Here is a 16,081-nt window from a genome sequence, read left to right as displayed (position 1 = left end):
GGGCCGCGCGTCGCAAGTCGCCGTGTGCATGTTCGTGTCTACTGATCGCGACGGAACGCCAGTTGCCCCGGCAGTCCGGATGGAACGCGGAAACGACACTGCCTCGACCGCACGCGCCGGCAAGAGCGCGGCATCGTCGGCGGGCCGCGTTCTGTTCGGGCTGCATCCGTTCGGTCTACGTCGGTCGCCGCGCGGAGCGCGCGCATGAGCGCGCACTCGGTCGAGGACATCAAGCACAACAGCGCGCGCCTGCGCGGCACGCTGCTGGAGAGCCTGGCCAATCAGGTCACCGGCGCGCTCAACGACGACGATCAGACCCTGATCAAGTACCACGGCAGCTACCAGCAGGACGATCGCGACGTCCGCGAAGAACGCCGTCAGGCGCTGCTGGAACCGGCCTACAGCTTCATGATCCGCACCCGCACCCCGGGCGGCGTGGTGTCGCCGCGGCAGTGGCTCAAGCTCGACGCGATCGCGACGACCTATGCCGAACGCGGCCTGCGCATCACCACCCGCCAGGCGTTCCAGTTCCACGGCGTGATCAAGACCGAACTCAAGTCGACCATGCAGGCGATCAATGCCGCCCTGATCGACACCCTGGCCGCCTGCGGCGACGTCAACCGCAACGTCGCGGTCGCCGCCAATCCGCAGGTCTCGGCCTCGCACGCGCAGGTGTTCGCCCAGGCCGCGGCCTTGTCGGAGCATCTGCTGCCGAACACCCGCGCCTATTACGAGATCTGGCTCGACGAGGAAAGAGTCGACGGCAGCGGCAGCGAGGACGAGCCGATCTACGGCAACGCCTACCTGCCGCGCAAATTCAAGATCGGTTTCGCGATTCCGCCGTACAACGACGTCGACGTGTTCGCCCAGGATCTGGGCTATATCGCGATCATCGAAGACGGCGAACTGCTGGGCTACAACGTCACCATCGGCGGCGGCATGGGCGCGACCCATGGCGATGCGGAAACCTATCCGCGGGTCGCCGACGTGATCGGTTTCGTGACCCCCGATCAGGTGATCGACATCGGCGTGGCGGTGGTGACCGCGCAGCGCGATTTCGGCAATCGCGCGGTGCGCAAGCGCGCGCGGCTGAAGTACACCATCGACGATCGCGGGCTCGAGTGGTTCAAGGCGGAAGTCGAACGCCGCGCCGGTTTCCCTCTCCTTCCGGCGCGCGCGTTCGGCTTCCGCCATAACGGCGACCGGTTCGGCTGGGTCGACAGCGACGGCGATGCGGACCATGGCGGTGTCGCCCATCTGACCCTGCGTATCCCGGCCGGACGCATCGTCGACGGCGCGCTCGACGGCCTGGGCGAAGCGGTCACGCATCTGAGCGGCCTGCGCGAGATCGCGCAACTGCTCGACGGACACGACGGCGCCGAATTCCGCATGACCCCGAATCAGAACCTGGTCATCGCCGGCGTGCCGGCGGCGCTGCGCGCGCAGGTCGATGCGCTGGTCGCGCAACACGGCCTGGACGGGCATGTGCGGGCCAGCGCGGTGCGGCGCAATGCGCTGGCCTGCGTGGCGCTGCCGACCTGCGGCCTGGCCATGGCCGAAGCCGAACGTTATCTACCCGATTTCGTCGGCGAGGTCGAAAAACTGCTGGCCAAGCACGCGATCCCCGATGCCTCGATCAACCTGCGCATCAGCGGTTGCCCGAACGGTTGCTCGCGTCCGTACCTGGGCGAGATCGCCCTGGTCGGCAAGGCGCCGGGCCGCTACAACCTGATGCTCGGCGCCGACCATCGCGGCCAGCGCCTGAACACGCTGTACCGCGAAAACATCGCCGAACCCGAGATCCTGGCCGCGCTCGATCCGCTGTTCGCCGGCTACGCCAGCGAGCGCGACGGCGAGGAAGGTTTCGGCGATTACCTGGTCCGCCGCGACGTCGTATCCGTCCCCTATCCCACTCCCACCGGCATTCCGGTGGTCCTGGTCACCGAGGCCCACGCATGAGCGCTCCCACCGATCCCGTCACCGCCGCCGAGTCGCCGCGCGCGCTGGCCGAACTCAACGCCTGGCTGGGCACGCAGTCGGCCGAACAGCGCGTCGCCTGGGCGCTGGAAAACACCGCAGGCGAGCACGCGCTGTCGTCGAGTTTCGGCGCGCAGTCGGCGGTGTCGCTGCACATGGTCACGGCGCAAGCGCCGCGGATCCCGGTGATTGTGGTCGATACCGGCTATCTGTTTCCCGAGACCTACCGCTTCATCGACGAACTCGGCGACCGGCTCAAGCTCAACCTCAAGGTGTATCGCCCGCAGATCGGCGTGGCCTGGATGGAAGCGAAGTTCGGCCGCCTGTGGGAACAAGGGCTGGAAGGCATCGAGCGCTACAACCGGATGCGCAAGGTCGAGCCGATGCAGCGCGCCTTGAACGAACTGGGCGTGCGCACCTGGATCGCCGGCCTGCGCCGCAGCCAGTCGGGCAGCCGCGCCAACCTGGATTTCCTGCAGATCAAGGACGGCCGCTGGAAACTGCATCCGCTGGCCGACTGGAGCGACCGCGAAGTCTGGCAATACCTGCAGGCCCACGATCTGCCGTATCACCCGTTGTGGCACGACGGTTATGTGTCGATCGGCGACATCCACACGACGCGTCGTCTGGAACCGGGCATGCGCGAGGAGGACACCCGGTTCTTCGGGCTCAAGCGCGAATGCGGGCTGCATTTCGATAGCGAGCCGGCTGCGGAGAACAAGGCGGCTTGAAGATTTCGGAAGGCGACTCGAAAACTTCGATGACGAATCCTTCTCCCGCGCAGCGGGAGAAGGTGGCCCGAAGGGCCGGATGAGGGCGCGCGGGCGAACCGATCATCGTGAAGGTTTGTCGCGGATTCGACTCAGGGCCCTGGGGCAACAACAGCGGCCGTGGATTCGCGCGCCCTCACCCCAGCCCTCTCCCGCAAGCGGGAGAGGGAGCGAAAGCAAAAGGAGTGAAAGCGAGCAGGAAAAGGAACGACAGCCAGCGCGATCAGGAACTGATCGGCTGGGTCAACTCAACCCAGGTCGGCGCCGTCGGCCATTGCGGCTCCAGATTGCCTTCCAGCACCCGGCGCAGATCGCGCCGGTCGATCTGCGGCGCCAACCCGTGCAGCAACTCCAGCGCGTAATCGCGCAACACGCGCGCGCGCGGGATCACCGCCCAGGTGATGCACTCGGGGAACGCATCCGGCGCGACCAGCGACTTGAGGTCTTCGTCGCGCGAGGTCACCGCCATCTCGGCCAGCACGCCCACGCCCAATCCGGCGCGCACATAGGTCTTGATCAGATCCGCGTCGCGCGCGGTCATGGCCAGCTGCGGTTCGTGTCCGCCGGCGGCGAACGCGCGGCGCAACGAGGATTCCGGCCGGGTCGAGGATTCGTAACTGATCAACGGCTGCCCGGCCAGATCGGCCAGGGTCGGCGCGCGATCGAGCTTGGCCAGCGCATGCGTGCGCGGCACCAGCACCACCCGGCGCCAGCGGAACAACGGCACCGCCAACCCGCCTTCGGGCGCGGCGCCGGCGGTGCTGATCACCGCCAGATCGGCGTTGCCGTGCGACAGATGCGACAGCACCTCGCCGTCGGCCGCGGCCTGCAGATGCACGCTGACCTGCGGGAAGTCGCGCTTGACCTGGGCGATGATCGGCGGCAACACATAACGCGCCTGGGTATGCGTGGTCGACAGCACCAGGCGACCGGCATGCTGGCCGCGCTCGTTGGCGGCGTAGGCGCGGATATTGCCGGCCTCTTCGAGAATGCGGCGCGCGTGTTCGAGCACGCGCTCGCCGGCCGGCGCGATCGCTTCCAGACTGCGGCCCTTGCGCACGAACAACAGAAAACCCAGCTCGTCCTCCAGCTGCTTGAGCTGCTTGGACAGACCGGGCTGGGTGGCGTGGACGCGCTCGGCGGCCAAGGTGATGTTGAGGCCGGAATCGGCGATGGCGACCAGATAACGCAGCTGAGTCAGGGTCATGGCGAAACTATCCGTAAAAGAGGACCGCGGTGGAGGCGATGGGCAGCGCGCTGTCGGCACGGGCGACAACAACCCGCGTCGTTCCGTTTCCGGACGACCGGGGCCGAAGCCGGTGCGCGGGACATTCGCTGACGGGTCGCGTCCACGTATTTATCGCTCTATTCGGATAAAGGGATTTATAGGCTAGCTGGCGTATGGTGGCTTTGTCCAGTATCCGCGCCGCAACGCTGCGACTCATTACGTGACGGCATGAGCAAAGGCGGCGGCGTCATTTCCGGTCGCCCGGCGGCGGCCTTAGGGTCGTTCCATCGTCCCCGGATCCAGTCCACGCCGCCATGACCAGCCTCCTGTTCCCGCTGTTTGCCGACCTGCGCGAGCGTCTCGTGCTGGTGGTCGGCGGTGGCGCGGTGGCGCAGCGCAAGGCCGCGGCGCTGCTGGAGGCCGGGGCGCGGGTGCGGGTCGGGGCGCCGGAACTGTCGGCCACGCTCGCGGCCTGGGCCGGACAAGGCCGGATCGAACACCTCAGCGGATCATTCGCCCCCGAGTGGCTCGAAGGCGCCTGGCTCGCGATCGCCGCGACCGACGATGCCGCGGTCAACCGCGCCGTCGCCGACGCCGGTCTGGCGCAGCGGGTCTGGGTCAACGTGGTCGACGATGTGGACGCCTCCAGCTTCCACGTCCCGGCGCGGGTCGAACGCGGCCCGGTGCAGATCGCGATCTCCAGCGGCGGCGGCGCGCCGATGCTCGCGCGCCATCTGCGCGAAACCCTGGAAACCCAATTCGACGAATCGCTCGGCGCGCTCGCGCACCTGCTGACGCGCGAACGCGCGCGCATTCGCAAGCACTACCCCGACATGGGCCTGCGCCGTCGTTTCTTCGACCGCGTGCTGTCCGGGCCGATTCCGTCGCTGCTGCGCGAAGGCCGCCTCGACGAGGCCCAGCGCGCGTTCGGCGTGGCCTTGATCGACGACAAGCCCGCCACGCCGCAGGCCGGCACGGTCGCGCTGGTCGGTGCCGGCCCGGGCGATGCGGGATTGATGACCTTGCGCGGTTTGCGCGTGCTCAACGAAGCCGACGTAATTTTGCATGACCGCTTGGTCAGCGCCGACGTGCTGCGGCTCGCGCGCCGCGACGCCGAACTGATCGAAGTCGGCAAGCAGGCCGGCAATCACCACACCACCCAGGATCGCATCCACGAGTTGATGCTCGAACATGCCCGCGCCGGCAAGCGCGTGGTGCGGCTCAAGGGCGGCGATCCGTTCGTGTTCGGCCGCGGCGGCGAAGAGCTCGAAGTGCTGGCCGATGCCGGCATCGCCTTCGAAGTGGTGCCGGGCATCACCGCCGCGCTGGCGTGTGCCGCCTACGCCGGCATTCCGCTGACCCATCGCGAGCATGCTCAGTCGCTGCGGGTGGTTACCGCGCACTTGAAGGATTCCGCCGACGCGCTCGACTGGCAGTCGCTGGCCCAGGAAAAACAGACCCTCGCGGTGTACATGGGCGTGTCCGGCCTGGACGTGCTGCGCGACAAGCTGATCGAACACGGCCGCTCCGCCAGCACCCAGTTCGCATTGATCGAAAACGGTTCGCGTCGCGAACAACGCGTGGTCACCGGCACCCTCGCCGATCTGGCCGAGCGCGCGCGCGGTCACGACGTGCAGTCGCCGGCCTTGTTGATCGTCGGCGAAGTCGCCGCGCTCGCCGCGCGCCTGCACTGGTTCGGTGCTGCGCCGTTGACCGACGTTCCCGCATTCGATACGCACACCTTCGAAATTTCCAGCGACACCGCGTTCGCCGCGGCCGCCTGACCTCATCACCCACGCCACGGGAGACCTTCCAATGCCTTTGTACGACAGCATCCTCGACACCATCGGCAACACCCCGATCGTCAAACTGCATCGCATCGCGCCCAAGCACGTGTCGCTGTACGCGAAAGTCGAATCGTTCAATCCCGGCGGCTCGGTCAAGGACCGTCTCGCCCTGGCGATCGTGCTCGACGCCGAACGCAGCGGCGCGCTCAAGCCCGGCCAGACGATCGTGGAAGCGACCTCGGGCAATACCGGCATCGCGCTGGCCCTGGTCGCCGCCGCGCGCGGCTATCCCTTCGTCGCGGTGATGACCGAAACCTTCTCGATCGAACGACGCAAGCTGATGCGCGCCTACGGCGCGAAAGTGATCCTGACCCCGGCCGCCGAACGCGGCACCGGCATGGTCCGCAAGGCCGCCGAACTGGCCGAGAAGCACGGCTGGTTCCTCGCTCAGCAATTCGAGAATCCGGCCAATCCGGCTTATCACCGCAGCACCACCGGCCCGGAAATCCTGCGCGATTTCGCCGGCAAGCGGCTCGATTTCTTCGTCACCGGCTGGGGCACCGGCGGCACCCTGACCGGCGCCGGCCAGGTGCTGAAAGTCGCGCGTCCGGATCTGAAGATCATCACCTCCGAACCGGCCGGCGCGTCCCTGCTCAGCGGCGCCAGCTGGCAGCCGCACAAGATCCAGGGCTGGACCCCGGACTTCGTCCCCGGCGTGCTCGATCGCGGCGTCGCCGACGAAATCCGCCCGGTCGACGACGTCACCGCGCGCGACACCGCGCGCCGGCTCGCGTCGGAGGAGGGTTTGTTCGTCGGCATCTCCGCCGGCGCGACCGTGGCCGCCGCGCTGCAGGTCGCGGAAAGCGCGCCGGAAGGTTCGGTGCTGCTGGCGATGCTGCCCGACACCGGCGAGCGCTATCTGTCGACGTTCCTGTTCGAAGGCGTGGCGGACGGATCGGACGACGAATGGCTGGCCTCTCTGGACAAGACCGAGGAGCCGGTCGCGGCCTAGCAACAGGCGGGGCGAGGCCGTGCGCGACGGAACCGCGTACACGTGCCGCTACGCGGAAACCGGCGCCGCGCCGGCCTCGCCCCGCGCTTCCATTGGATGTGATCGTTTTTTGTGTGGTTGCTTGTCCCTAGGTTGTTGCTTGCAAAGCAGTCGATGTTGAAAGACGTAGTTGTTCTCCTTGAGTGTTCTCCTTGAGTTGTTCTCCTTGAGCGGTTTTGAGTGATGCAGCTGTACCTGTAGGGCGGGGTTCTCGGCGCAGGAAATCCGAAGGCAGCGGTGGCGACTGCGTTGGAGGAATCTGCGGCGAGGGCTCCGCCCTACTTCTATCTATCCGTGAGACCCGGCAGCGCGATGCGAGCGTGTCTGCCCTCACCCCACCCTCTCCCGCGCGCGGGAGAGGGCTTCTCTTGCCCCCTCTCCCATACGAGTGAGTGGGCTTCTCTTGCCCCCTCTCCCACACGAGTGAGTGGGCTTCCCTTGTCGCTCACTCCCACGCGAGTGGGAGAGCTTGGCTTGCCCCCTTCTCCCGCTAGCGGGAGAAGGTGCCCGAAGGGCGGATGAAGGGCCTTCGGCCGCCGAACATTCACCCGTGGCCCACGGACGTTTACCCTGTGCACCTGCGGCCGCCCCGGCCGCATGGAGCACGCATGACCCAGCCGCACCCTACCGACCGCGACAACGCCCGCCTGGCCTGGGCGCGCGCGGCGACCGGCGACGCCCGCCTCGACCTGACCCGCGCCTCGTTCGACGCCGGTTTCCGCAGCTATTGGCGCGGCTTGGCCGACGCCGGCGGCGCGGCCGAGCGCAGCGTCATCGTCATGGATTCCCCGCCCGAGCTCGAAGACGCCCGGCCGTGGCTGCGCATCCGCGAGATGCTGCTGGCCGGCGGCGTGCGGGTCCCGCAGGTGCATGCGCAGGACATGGAGCTGGGTTTCCTGCTGCTCGAGGACCTCGGCCAGCAGACCTTCCTGCAGGCCTTCGAGGCCGGCGACGCCGACGCCGACGCGCTGTTCGACGCCGCCTTCGACCAGTTGCTCAAGATCCAGGCCCTGCCCTGCCCCGACGACCTGCAGCCCTACGACGAGGCCTTCCTGGCGCGCGAGCTGCGCCTGTTCGACGAATGGTTCCTCGGCCGCCATCTGGGCCTGAGCCTGGATTGCGACGACCTGGAAAACCTCGACCTGGCCTATCGCCGCATCCTCGACAACGTGCTCGCCCAGCGCCAAGTGTTCGTGCACCGCGACTACATGCCGCGCAATCTGATGCCGGTCGACGGCGGCGTGGCGGTGATCGATTTCCAGGGCGCGCTGCGCGGGCCGATCGCCTACGACCCGATCAGCCTGTTCCGCGACGCCTTCGTCAGCTGGCCGGAGCCGCGCATCGACGGCTGGCTCGCGCGCTACCACGCCCGCGCGATCGCCGCCGGCATCCCGCTGCCGGACTTCGCCCGTTTCCGCCGCGACGCCGACTACGCCGGCCTGCAGCGCCACATCAAGATCATCGGCCTGTTCGCGCGCCTGCATCACCGCGACGGCAAGCCGAAGTATCTGGCCGATGCGCCGCGTTTCCTCGGCTACCTCGACGTGGTGTTGCCGCGGTATTCCGAACTGGCGCCGCTGGCGCGGATCGTCGAGCGCTACGTGCGCCCGGCGCTGACCTCCACCACCGCGACCCAGCCGGCATGAGGGCGCTGATCTTCGCCGCCGGCCTGGGCGAGCGCATGCGCCCGCTGACCCTGCACACGCCCAAGCCGCTGCTCGCGGTCGGCGGCAAGCGCCTGATCGAATGGCATCTGGAAAAACTCGCCGCCATCGGCGTGAGCGAGGTGATCGTCAACACATCGTGGCTCGCGCCGCAGTTCGCCGACACCCTCGGCGACGGCGCGCGCTGGGGCCTGCGCCTGCGCTATTCCTACGAAGGTACCACCCCGCTGGAAACCGGCGGCGGCCTGCTGAACGCTCTGCCGATGCTGCTCGACGGCGCCGATCCGAACGCGCCGTTCCTCGTCGCCAACGGCGATATCTGGACCGATTACGACTTCGCCGCGCTGCCGCGCGAATTCGACGGCGATGCGTATCTGGTGCTGGTGGACAATCCTTCGCAGCATCCGCGCGGCGATTTCCAACTCGATGACGGCGGCTTGCTGCACAACGACGGCCCGTCGCGACTCACCTACTCCGGCATCGGCCTGTACCGCGCGAGCCTGTTCGACGGCTGGCGCGACCTGCTCGGCGACGCGCCCGGCGCGCAGTTGCAACCGCCGCGCTTCAGCACCGTGCCGCTGCTGCGCGCCGCCGCCGCGCGCGGCCGCCTGCACGGCGAACACCATCGCGGCCGCTGGACCGATGTCGGCACCCCGGAACGATTGCAACAGCTCGACGCGGCGCTGGCCGCCGCGGCGAACGGCTGAGCATCGCCTTACTTCTTGCTTCGCGCGACGCGACCGGCCACAGCGCCGGATCGCGCCGCCGCCCCTACCGAATTGGAACGCACATGAGCTCCGTCAACCTCACCAAGACCAGCAAATTCCTCAGCCTCGTGCTGCGCCACGAACCCGAAGCGATCGGCCTGACCCTCGACGCGAACGGCTGGGCCGACCTCGACGAACTGGTCCGCCTGGCCAACGCCGACGGCAAGCCGGTGACCCGCGAACTGATCGAACAGGTCGTGCGCGACAGCGACAAGCAGCGCTTCGCGATCAGCGAAGACGGCGCGCGCATCCGCGCCAACCAGGGCCATTCGATCGAGGTCGACCTGGAACTGGCGCCGCTGCCGCCGCCGGCCACGCTGTACCACGGCACCGCGACCCGCTTCGCCAAATCGATCCGCAAGCTCGGACTGGTCAAGCAAAGCCGCCAGCACGTGCATCTGTCGTCGGATCAAGCCACCGCGATCAAGGTCGGCAGCCGCCACGGCAAGGCCCTGGTGCTGACCATCCGCGCCGGCGATATGCATGCGCGCGGGCTGAGCTTCTATCAGTCCGCCAACGGCGTGTGGCTGACCGATGCGGTCGCGGCCGAATTCATCGATTGGCCGGAACACGACTGATACAGGACGGGATCAATGCAACTGCGCGCGATCCAAGGCGACATCACCAAGCTGGCCCTCGATGCGATCGTCAACGCGGCCAATTCCTCGCTGCTCGGCGGCGGCGGCGTGGACGGCGCGATCCATCGCGCGGCCGGGCCGGACTTGGTGTCCGAATGCCGCTTGCTCGGCGGCTGCAAGACCGGCGAGGCCAAGCTGACGCGCGGTTATCGCCTGCCGTCGCAGTACGTGATCCACACCGTCGGCCCGGTCTGGCGCGGCGGCGATCAGGGCGAGCCGGCGTTGTTGGCTTCTTGCTATCGACAGTCTTTGGAGATCGCGGCAAAGCGCGGGCTCAGGCGTATCGCGTTTCCTTGCATCAGCACGGGTATTTTCGGTTATCCGCCGCGGGCGGCGGCCGAGATCGCGGTGGCGACGACGCACGATTTCGCGCAGCGCGACGGCTCGATCGACGAGGTGGTGTTCTGTTGTTTTTCCGAGGCCGATCTGGCGGTTTATCGGGAGTTGTTGGCTTAGTGTGCGGTTGCGATTGAGAACGCGTTATCGCGTTCGGGCCACGGTCGCGGCATGTCGCGGCGACTTTTGCAAACGCCCAATGATTCGACCCGAACTCAGTTTCCGCCTGTTTCAGCTGCGGCTTTCCCCGGCTCCCGCTTCAAATTTGGCTTTTGCTTTTGCTTCGGCCTTGGCCTTGGCCTTGACCCAATGATTGAAGCCGAGCAGTTCATCCAGCGCTGCGAAGCTTGGAACTCGCGAGAACAACAGCACACCCGAAGGGCGGCGCACAAGGATGTGCGCCGTGCGCCACCGGGACAGGATGTCCCGTGTGGCGCATGCCCGCGTAAGCACCGATCGTGCAGGCCCTTGATTCACAAAAAAGCATTTTTCTTTGGTTACCTTTCTTTTGTTGCTTTAGACAAAAGAAAGTAACTCGGCCGCTTGCGGACGAAAGCTGTTGATCTGGCTTCTGGCTTCAAAAGCTCTAGAGCTTCAAAGCTTGAAGCAACATCAAAAGCTTCCGCCGCTAAAGCGGCGGGTAACTTTCTTTTGTCCAAAGCCACAAAAGAAAGTAACCAAAGAAAAAGGCGTTCCTGTTTCGAATCAAGAGCCCGCAAGTGCGATGCATACGCGGGGGTAGGCCACACAGGACATCCATGTCCTGGGTGGCCTACGGCACGCATCCATGCGTGCCGCCCTTCGGGCCTGCTATTGCATCGCGAGTTACAAGCCGCGCCGGGCCAAAGCTAAAAGCCCAAGCAAAGGACCAAAGCAAAGGCTGAAGCAAGAACCGAAACAAAGGCCAAACCAAAGAGCCGAAGCAAAGGGCTGAGGCCGAGGTTCGGCAGCAATCACAATCGACTCGAATGCCAGTGCGGCGTGATGCTGGGAGGCATCGTCAACTTGAGCACGAGCGCCGCAAGCAGACAGCAACACGAGTCGCTATGCGACATTCCCCAGCTCGGAGCGAAAGCTCAGCTCGGCACGCAAACCACAACACGCGCGTCAACACAGACGAAAACTCGTCGTAAGTCCGTAAGCGACCAGCTCAACAAGCAGAGCTCAGGAATCAACCCGATACGCGCATACGCCATCGATGCCGACACATCCGGCGCATCAACGCGAAATTCCCGCGCCAAGCGAAAACCAGACCAACCGTCAGTTATCGAGTTCCAGCGTCTGCCGCAAAAACGGCACCGTGATCCGCCGCTGCGCCGCGAGCGAAGCGCGATCGAGCTTGTCCAGCAGCGCGGTCAAGCCGCCCAGATCCCGGTCGACCCGCTTGAGCATCCAGTCCAGCGCCGCCTCTTCCAGCGCCAGACCGCGCCGCTGCGCGCGCTGACGCAACACCTCGCCGCGACCGGCGTCGTTCAGCGGGCTCAGCACGATGCGCGTGCACTGCGACAGGCGCGAACGCAGGTCGGGCAGGACCAATGCGAGTTCGTCGGGATTCTCGCGCGCCGCGTAGATGATCGCGATGCCGGCCTGACGCGCGCGGTTGTGGGTGTCGAACAAGGCGACTTCGTCGTCGCGGTCGCCCGCGATCGCTTCGATGCCGTCCAGCGCCAGCAGGTCGTTGCCCTCCAGCGCGTGCAGCGCTTCGCGCAAGCGCCCGGCCGCGGCGGCCAGCGGCACATAGGCGGCGCGGCGTCCGGCCGTTTCGGCCGCGGCGCAGGCGCCGAGCAGCAGATGGGTCTTGCCGACGCCGGCCGGACCGGCCAGGTACACCCAGTCGGCGCCGGTCGGATCGGCATAACCGGCGGTTTCGTGGGTGTGCGTCGCCAGCGCGCGCAATTGCGCGATCGCGCCCGCGGGCGCATCCACATAGGTGTCCAGGCTCTGATCCGGCGGATAACGCAAGGTCAGCGGCAACTGCGGAACGCTCACTGCGGCGCGCGCTCCGTGGACACGTCGGCGGCGGGCGCGGCGCGGGTGCCCTCGGCCTGCGGCGACACCGGATTGGAGGCCGGGTCGAGCAGGATGGTCGGATGATCGCCGGCGTACAGGCGGCTGTGGGTGTAGCGCTCCTGCGCATAGCGCAGCAGCACGTTGGCCACCGCCGCCACCGGCAGCGCCAGCAGCATGCCGAGGAAACCGAACAAGGTGCCGCCGGCGAGCACGGCGAAGATCACCGCGACCGGATGCAGGCCGATGCGGTCGCCGACCAGCTTCGGGGTCAGCCAATAGCTTTCGATCACCTGGCCCACGCCGAACACGGCGAGCACGCCAGCCACGTATTTCCAGTCGCCGTACTGCACCAGCGCGGCGACCACGCCGAGGATGATGCCGCTGGCCGGGCCGAGGTAAGGCACGAAGGTCAGCAGGCCGGCGATGATGCCGATCAGGATGCCCAGGTCCAGGCCGACCGCCCACAGGCCGATGCCGTACATCACGCCGAGGGTGATCATCACCAGGAACTGGCCACGCAGGAACGCGCCGAGCACGTCGCTGGAGGCCTTCGCCAGACGGCTCGCGGTGGCCAGATGATCGCGCGGGATCAGCGAGGCCACGCGGTCGACCAGCACGTCCCAGTCGCGCAGGAAGAAGAACGTCAGCACCGGCAGCAGCGCGATGTTGGCGATCATCGCCATCACCGCGAAGCCCGAACGCGACAGATAGCCCAGCATCGTGGTCGCCACGCCGCCGGCGCGCTCCCAATTGCTGCGCACCAGTTCGATCAGGTGGTTGAGGTCGAGCCAGGCGCTGATCTCGAAACCGGTGCGCTGCTCCAGCCACGGGATCGCGGTGCCGGTGAACCAGTCGCGGTAACTGGGCAGCGACACGATCAGGGTGGTGATCTGGCGCTCGATCAGCGGCACCAGGATCAGCAGCACCAGCACCACCAGCAGCGCCATCAGGGTGAACACCAGGATCACCGAGGTGTTGCGCGAACGGCCGGTGCGTTCGAGCCGGTCGACCAGCGGGTCGCCGAGCCAGCCGAGCATCGCGGCGATCACGAACGGCGTCAGCACCGGGGCCAGCACCCACAGCAGCCAGCACGCGCCGACGCCGAGCGCCGTCCATTGCAGGCGGCGCAGGAACAGCGCGATGTCTTCCAGCGGGGTGCGGTCCATGGTCAGTGCAACTGGAACACGGGCGGCTGGCCTTCCAGGCCGTCCAGCTGCACCAGGGTGTCGCCGGCGTCGGTCATGCGCTTGAGGCCGGGCAGGCCGGACAGCAGTTCCAGGTCGTACTCCAGGGTGTCCGGGGTGGCGCGGATCGGGGTGATCTTGCGGATCACCGCCAGGCCTTGCAGGTAGCCGGCCAGGCGGATGTAGTCGTCGGCGCTGCGCACGCCGCTGAACACCACGCGGTAGGTGCCCGGCGGACCGGCCACGCTGCGCTTGGCGTAACGCTTCATCAGCGCATCGGCCGCGCCGTCGGCGCCGCCGCTCATGACCTTGCGCGCGTCGGGGTCGCTGTTGGACCAGCTGCCCAGCACCTTGCCGCCGTCGACGAAGCTCCAGTCGCCTTTCCAGCCGCCGGTCTTGACCCGGTAGATCTTGCCGATCAGCTGCATCGGCGGGCTGTAGCGGGACGAGACGCGCGCGACCGCAGCGGCGTCGCCGCGCCAGATCGCGCCGACGCTGGCCTGTTCGGCGGCATTGCCGGTCGGCAGGCCGAGCTTGTAACCGCGTTCGATCGCGCGATTGAGCGCGGCGCGCGCGGCGTTGGCCTGGGCCAGGCCGACCAGGCGCGGGCCGCTGCCGTCGTCGATCGCCATCCACAGCACCGGCTTGGGCCGCGGCTGCGGCCAGATCGGCAGGCCGAGGGTCGAGGCCAGGCCTTCGACCTTGGCCTGATCGAAATTGACGATCAAGGTGGTCTGGAAGGTCGGCGCGCCGGTGGACTGGGACACGCCCTCGTCCTGGCGGTAGTCGTAACCGGTGACGTAGTCCTTGGCCCGGCGCAGTTCCTGGCCGACGCCCGGCCGGCCGGCCGCGGCGCGGTCGCCCGACAGCTTGCCCAGCACCTGGGCCAGCGCGCGCGCCATGGCGCCGTTGCGCTCGGCCTCGCCCTGCCCGGCCACCGGCACTTCGGCCGAGTAGGCGCCGTCGGCCTGGGCGCGATCGCCCTCGACCCGCTGGGCGGCCGCGGCGAAACTCGCCAGCAGCAACGTTGCGACCATCAAAACCCGGATTGCCTTGCCCATCGCCATCCCTAACTGTTGTTGAAAAGCGCGCATCCCGCCCGCGTCCCAGGTCGCGGGTCGGCCACGGCGCGGACCGTCCGCGTGCGTTGCCCACCCGTCACCGGATGCGGTGACCGCCGTCAATGCGATCGTCCCCGCTCCGCCGCCGCGTCCTGCGTCGGTCCGGCGGCCACGCATGCGCGGCGCCGACGGTGCTCAAGGTTCGAAATGGTGCCGCAGTGGCGTCGGCGCGTCCATTCGCATGCCTGAACGGCCTAATGGGCGGCGCGCGGGCGCGGCGATGGGGGCGCGATTGCGCGAAATCCGGATCCTCGCCCGTGCGATGGCGCCTGGCTCGGTCCCCATGGCATCCACGGAAAAGCTGCGTATGAACGAAGATCGGCAAAGCCGGCGGGGCCCTGCCGGTCCGATCGTGAGGTCCGGATCGGGAGTGATTGCTGAAACGACCGGGCGGGTGTGACGGCCGGGCTTCGGTTGCCTGCTAAAATCTCTCGTTTCCTTCCGCGACCGCCGGGGCCGCCGTGACCGCATCTTCTTCCGACACCCCCCCCAAGCCGCTGACCTACCGCGACGCGGGCGTCGATATCGACGCCGGCAACGAGGTGGTCGAACGCATCAAGCCGCTGGTCAAGCGCAGCTTCCGGCCCGAGGTGATGGGCGGCCTGGGCGGCTTCGGCGCCCTGTTCGACCTGTCCGGCAAGTACCGCGAGCCGGTGCTGGTGTCGGGCACCGACGGCGTCGGCACCAAGCTCAAGCTGGCCCAGCAGCTCAATCGCCACGACACCATCGGCATCGACCTGGTCGGCATGTGCGTCAACGACGTGCTGGTGCAGGGCGCCGAGCCGCTGTTCTTCCTGGATTACTTCGCCACCGGCAAGCTCGACGTGGACACCACGGTCGCCGTGGTCGGCGGCATCGCGCGCGGCTGCGAACTGGCCGGCTGCGCGCTGATCGGCGGCGAAACCGCCGAGATGCCCGACATGTACCCGCCGGGCGAATACGACCTGGCCGGCTTCACCGTCGGCGCGGTCGAGAAGTCGCAGATCCTCGACGGCGCGCGCGTGCGGAAGGGCGACGTGCTGATCGGCATCGCCTCCAGCGGCCCGCATTCCAACGGTTACTCGCTGATCCGCCGGATCTTCGACCGCGCCGGCCGCCCTGGCGACGTCGCCGTCGGCGGCGTGCGCCTGATCGACGCGCTGATGGAGCCGACCGCGCTGTACGTCAAGCCGATCCTGGAACTGCTGCGCGCCAACGGCGGCGAGCACCGCATCCACGCGATGGCCCACATCACCGGCGGCGGCCTGACCGAGAACATCATCCGGGTGATCCCGGCCGGGCTCGGCCTGGACATCCGCACCGCCACCTGGCAACTGCCGCCTGTGTTCGACTGGCTGCAGCGCGAAGGCGCGGTGCCGCGCGAGGAAATGTGGCGCACCTTCAACTGCGGCATCGGCTTCGTGCTGGTGGTGCCCGAGGACGCGGTCGCCGCGACTCAGGCCGACCTCGCCCGCCTGGGCCTGTCGCATTGGCGCATCGGTGAAGTCGTCGCCCACGCCGGCGAAGGCGAGCGCGTCCACATTGGCTAAACCTTTGAAGCAAAAACGA

Annotated in this window: 14 protein-coding genes; 9 read left to right on the top strand and 5 right to left on the bottom strand. The window is 67.6% G+C overall.

Annotated elements, in window-relative coordinates:
- The first annotated feature begins 204 nt into the window (after window positions 1-204).
- Together cysI and IEQ11_RS06030 are read left to right on the top strand one after the other, a co-directional pair.
- Window positions 205-1,959, top strand: coding sequence for an assimilatory sulfite reductase (NADPH) hemoprotein subunit (gene cysI / locus IEQ11_RS06035; protein ID WP_191822377.1), 1,755 nt, complete (start codon window positions 205-207; stop codon window positions 1,957-1,959).
- Window positions 1,956-2,708: a phosphoadenylyl-sulfate reductase gene (locus IEQ11_RS06030; RefSeq protein WP_191822376.1), complete on the top strand. Its 753-nt coding sequence runs from the start codon at window positions 1,956-1,958 to the stop codon at window positions 2,706-2,708. The genes cysI and IEQ11_RS06030 overlap by 4 nt, the downstream gene beginning before the upstream one ends.
- A 262-nt stretch (window positions 2,709-2,970) precedes the next feature.
- Here the strand turns inward: IEQ11_RS06030 and IEQ11_RS06025 are convergent, their stop codons facing one another.
- Window positions 2,971-3,954 carry a LysR family transcriptional regulator gene (locus tag IEQ11_RS06025; protein WP_036110444.1) on the bottom strand — a complete coding sequence of 328 codons (984 nt, stop codon included), beginning with the start codon at window positions 3,952-3,954 and terminating at the stop codon, window positions 2,971-2,973.
- A 335-nt stretch (window positions 3,955-4,289) separates the two neighbouring features.
- On the opposite strand from IEQ11_RS06025, the gene cysG reads away from it, so the two are divergent.
- From cysG to IEQ11_RS05995, 6 genes are all read left to right on the top strand, one after another.
- Window positions 4,290-5,759 carry a siroheme synthase CysG gene (cysG, locus tag IEQ11_RS06020; RefSeq protein ID WP_191822375.1) on the top strand — a complete coding sequence of 490 codons (1,470 nt, stop codon included), beginning with the start codon at window positions 4,290-4,292 and terminating at the stop codon, window positions 5,757-5,759.
- 31 nt (window positions 5,760-5,790) lie between these two features.
- Window positions 5,791-6,774 (top strand): cysteine synthase A, encoded by a 984-nt coding sequence (gene cysK / locus IEQ11_RS06015; RefSeq protein ID WP_057920961.1) that lies wholly within the window; start codon window positions 5,791-5,793, stop codon window positions 6,772-6,774.
- Window positions 6,775-7,421: 647 nt separating this feature from the next.
- Window positions 7,422-8,459, top strand: coding sequence for an aminoglycoside phosphotransferase family protein (locus IEQ11_RS06010; protein ID WP_191822374.1), 1,038 nt, complete (start codon window positions 7,422-7,424; stop codon window positions 8,457-8,459).
- Window positions 8,456-9,184, top strand: a complete 729-nt coding sequence (murU, locus tag IEQ11_RS06005) for an N-acetylmuramate alpha-1-phosphate uridylyltransferase MurU (protein WP_191822373.1) — start codon at window positions 8,456-8,458, stop codon at window positions 9,182-9,184. The genes IEQ11_RS06010 and murU overlap by 4 nt, the downstream gene beginning before the upstream one ends.
- 83 nt (window positions 9,185-9,267) lie before the next feature.
- Complete coding sequence (locus IEQ11_RS06000) at window positions 9,268-9,822, top strand: RNA 2'-phosphotransferase (protein ID WP_191822372.1); 555 nt, start codon at window positions 9,268-9,270, stop codon at window positions 9,820-9,822.
- 15 nt (window positions 9,823-9,837) lie between these two features.
- Window positions 9,838-10,338 carry an O-acetyl-ADP-ribose deacetylase gene (locus IEQ11_RS05995; protein ID WP_191822371.1) on the top strand — a complete coding sequence of 167 codons (501 nt, stop codon included), beginning with the start codon at window positions 9,838-9,840 and terminating at the stop codon, window positions 10,336-10,338.
- Window positions 10,339-10,449: 111 nt separating this feature from the next.
- Here the strand turns inward: IEQ11_RS05995 and IEQ11_RS05990 are convergent, their stop codons facing one another.
- The 4 genes from IEQ11_RS05990 to IEQ11_RS05975 all read right to left on the bottom strand — a co-directional run bounded on the left by IEQ11_RS05990 (window position 10,450) and on the right by IEQ11_RS05975 (window position 14,473).
- Window positions 10,450-10,608 carry a hypothetical protein gene (locus IEQ11_RS05990; protein WP_191822370.1) on the bottom strand — a complete coding sequence of 53 codons (159 nt, stop codon included), beginning with the start codon at window positions 10,606-10,608 and terminating at the stop codon, window positions 10,450-10,452.
- Between the two features lie 870 nt (window positions 10,609-11,478).
- Window positions 11,479-12,207 carry a DnaA regulatory inactivator Hda gene (hda, locus tag IEQ11_RS05985; protein ID WP_036102248.1) on the bottom strand — a complete coding sequence of 243 codons (729 nt, stop codon included), beginning with the start codon at window positions 12,205-12,207 and terminating at the stop codon, window positions 11,479-11,481.
- Window positions 12,204-13,394 (bottom strand): AI-2E family transporter, encoded by a 1,191-nt coding sequence (locus tag IEQ11_RS05980; protein WP_191823067.1) that lies wholly within the window; start codon window positions 13,392-13,394, stop codon window positions 12,204-12,206. Before IEQ11_RS05980 ends, hda begins: the two co-directional genes overlap by 4 nt.
- Window positions 13,395-13,396: 2 nt before the next feature.
- A complete protein-coding gene (locus IEQ11_RS05975; RefSeq protein WP_051546804.1) occupies window positions 13,397-14,473 on the bottom strand; it encodes a DUF2066 domain-containing protein in 1,077 nt (358 codons plus the stop codon).
- Between the two features lie 521 nt (window positions 14,474-14,994).
- On the opposite strand from IEQ11_RS05975, the gene purM reads away from it, so the two are divergent.
- The gene (purM, locus tag IEQ11_RS05970; RefSeq protein ID WP_191823066.1) at window positions 14,995-16,062 is read left to right on the top strand and encodes a phosphoribosylformylglycinamidine cyclo-ligase; all 1,068 of its coding nucleotides are present in this window, start codon (window positions 14,995-14,997) and stop codon (window positions 16,060-16,062) included.
- The last annotated feature ends 19 nt before the right edge of the window (window positions 16,063-16,081 follow it).

The sequence above is a fragment of the Lysobacter capsici genome (genome assembly GCF_014779555.2).
GTDB lineage: Bacteria > Pseudomonadota > Gammaproteobacteria > Xanthomonadales > Xanthomonadaceae > Lysobacter > Lysobacter capsici.
This window is presented reverse-complemented; position numbering and strand designations above follow the sequence as displayed.

Excerpts from the sequence above, each read along its gene's own strand:
- cysI (WP_191822377.1), top strand. The coding sequence starts at position 205 with ATGAGCGCGCACTCGGTCGAGGACATCAAGCACAACAGCGCGCGCCTG.
- IEQ11_RS06030 (WP_191822376.1), top strand. The coding sequence starts at position 1,956 with ATGAGCGCTCCCACCGATCCCGTCACCGCCGCCGAGTCGCCGCGCGCG.
- IEQ11_RS06025 (WP_036110444.1), bottom strand. The coding sequence starts at position 3,954 with ATGACCCTGACTCAGCTGCGTTATCTGGTCGCCATCGCCGATTCCGGC.
- cysG (WP_191822375.1), top strand. The coding sequence starts at position 4,290 with ATGACCAGCCTCCTGTTCCCGCTGTTTGCCGACCTGCGCGAGCGTCTC.
- cysK (WP_057920961.1), top strand. The coding sequence starts at position 5,791 with ATGCCTTTGTACGACAGCATCCTCGACACCATCGGCAACACCCCGATC.
- IEQ11_RS06010 (WP_191822374.1), top strand. The coding sequence starts at position 7,422 with ATGACCCAGCCGCACCCTACCGACCGCGACAACGCCCGCCTGGCCTGG.
- murU (WP_191822373.1), top strand. The coding sequence starts at position 8,456 with ATGAGGGCGCTGATCTTCGCCGCCGGCCTGGGCGAGCGCATGCGCCCG.
- IEQ11_RS06000 (WP_191822372.1), top strand. The coding sequence starts at position 9,268 with ATGAGCTCCGTCAACCTCACCAAGACCAGCAAATTCCTCAGCCTCGTG.
- IEQ11_RS05995 (WP_191822371.1), top strand. The coding sequence starts at position 9,838 with ATGCAACTGCGCGCGATCCAAGGCGACATCACCAAGCTGGCCCTCGAT.
- IEQ11_RS05980 (WP_191823067.1), bottom strand. The coding sequence starts at position 13,394 with ATGGACCGCACCCCGCTGGAAGACATCGCGCTGTTCCTGCGCCGCCTG.
- IEQ11_RS05975 (WP_051546804.1), bottom strand. The coding sequence starts at position 14,473 with ATGGGCAAGGCAATCCGGGTTTTGATGGTCGCAACGTTGCTGCTGGCG.